We start from the raw sequence: 1,464 nt of genomic DNA on the forward strand, positions 1-1,464 counted from the left end.
CAGCAGCCGGTTGTGCAGTCGTCCGCGCCGGCCCCCCCACAGAGTTCCACGAAGCCAAAGCGCCGCAGCCGCCGGGCCACCTCGGCCCAGGGGGATGCGAACGCGGAGGTTGTCGTGAGCGAAGTAGCCACTGCCCAGGGCAACCGGGTGCAGATGGATACGTCCAGTAAGCCAAGCGAAACTCCCGCCGAGCCGGCCGCCAAGCCGGTCATGCTCGGGGTGGGGGTTCCGGTACGCGAACTGAAATGATGATCCTGATCACGCAGGGCGCGCCGGGGCGGGTTTTCATTTGCCCCGGCACGCTTTCCTAGCGTAATCTGGTTCATCGGTGCTAAACGCCAAGATCACGGTTTTGTCCGCTCGGCGTCACGGCACAAGCGCATGAGATCCCCAGGTCGTTCCGCTGTATAAGGAATACGGGTTGATTTCTGCGCCGTAAGACAATGAAACGTCGAGTAGAAGTGAGTACCCACGTGGTGTACGCAATTGTCCGCGCTGGCGGCCACCAGGAAAAGGTTTCCGTTGGAGACCTCATTACCGTTGACCGTCTTCAGGCTGCCGAAGGCAGCTCCATTGAGCTTCCGGCCCTGCTGCTGGTGGATGGCGAGAAGGTAACTTCCGCTGCTGCCGATCTGGCCAAGGTCAAGGTCACCGCCGAGGTCGTTGAGAACCTCCGCGGTCCGAAGATCGTCATCCAGAAGTACAAGAACAAGACCGGTTACAAGAAGCGCCAGGCTTCCGTGCCGCCTTGACCAAGGTCAAGTCACCTCGATCGCCTAATTTCTGGCGTATCGTAGAGATCAAGAAAATTTGTAGCGAAAGAGGTTTAAGCTATGGCAAGTAAGAAAGGTGCGAGCTCGACCAAGAATGGTCGCGACTCCAACCCGCAGTTCCTGGGTGTAAAGCGCTTCGGCGGCCAGGAAGTCAACGCCGGCGAGATCATCGTGCGCCAGCGTGGCACCCACTTCCACCCGGGCAACGGTGTGGGACGTGGCAAGGACGACACCCTGTTCGCCCTGACCGCCGGTGCGGTTGAGTTCGGCACCCGTCGTGGTCGCCGCGTGGTGAACATCGTTTCTGCCGCCTAGTTCTAGGCACCAGGCAAAACTTTTTAGTACGCCAAGGGGTGGGTCGGATTACCGGCCACCCCTTGCGTGCGTTTCGCTAAACTTAATGGCGAGTGTCTTTTGCACCGCCAGAACCAAGGAGAAGAACCCCCGTGGCTTCATTCGTTGACCGCGTCACCCTGCATGCCACCGCCGGAAACGGCGGGCATGGGTGCGTGTCCATCCGACGCGAGAAATTCAAGCCCCTCGGCGGCCCCGACGGCGGCAACGGAGGCAACGGCGGCGACATCATCCTCGAAGTCTCCCCACAGGTCACCACGTTGCTGGACTACCACCACCTGCCGCACCGCAAGGCCAGCAACGGCGAACCGGGCAAGGGCGGGCTGCGCCCGGGCAA

Annotated in this window: 2 protein-coding genes and 2 pseudogenes; all 4 read left to right on the forward strand. The window is 61.1% G+C overall.

Features of this window, described 5'->3' with window-relative positions; translation table 11 throughout:
• The coding region (locus tag JCM19049_RS14070; RefSeq protein WP_279403260.1) for a hypothetical protein at positions 1 to 249 on the forward strand (249 nt) is incomplete at its 5' end.
• 224 nt (positions 250 to 473) lie between these two features.
• A pseudogene (rplU, locus tag JCM19049_RS14075) lies at positions 474 to 763 on the forward strand (50S ribosomal protein L21); the annotation flags it as partial.
• A 70-nt stretch (positions 764 to 833) separates the two neighbouring features.
• A complete protein-coding gene (gene rpmA / locus JCM19049_RS14080; protein ID WP_054821895.1) occupies positions 834 to 1,088 on the forward strand; it encodes a 50S ribosomal protein L27 in 255 nt (84 codons plus the stop codon).
• 131 nt (positions 1,089 to 1,219) lie between these two features.
• A pseudogene (gene obgE / locus JCM19049_RS14085) lies at positions 1,220 to 1,464 on the forward strand (GTPase ObgE); the annotation flags it as partial.

This window comes from Arthrobacter sp. JCM 19049 (assembly GCF_001310435.1).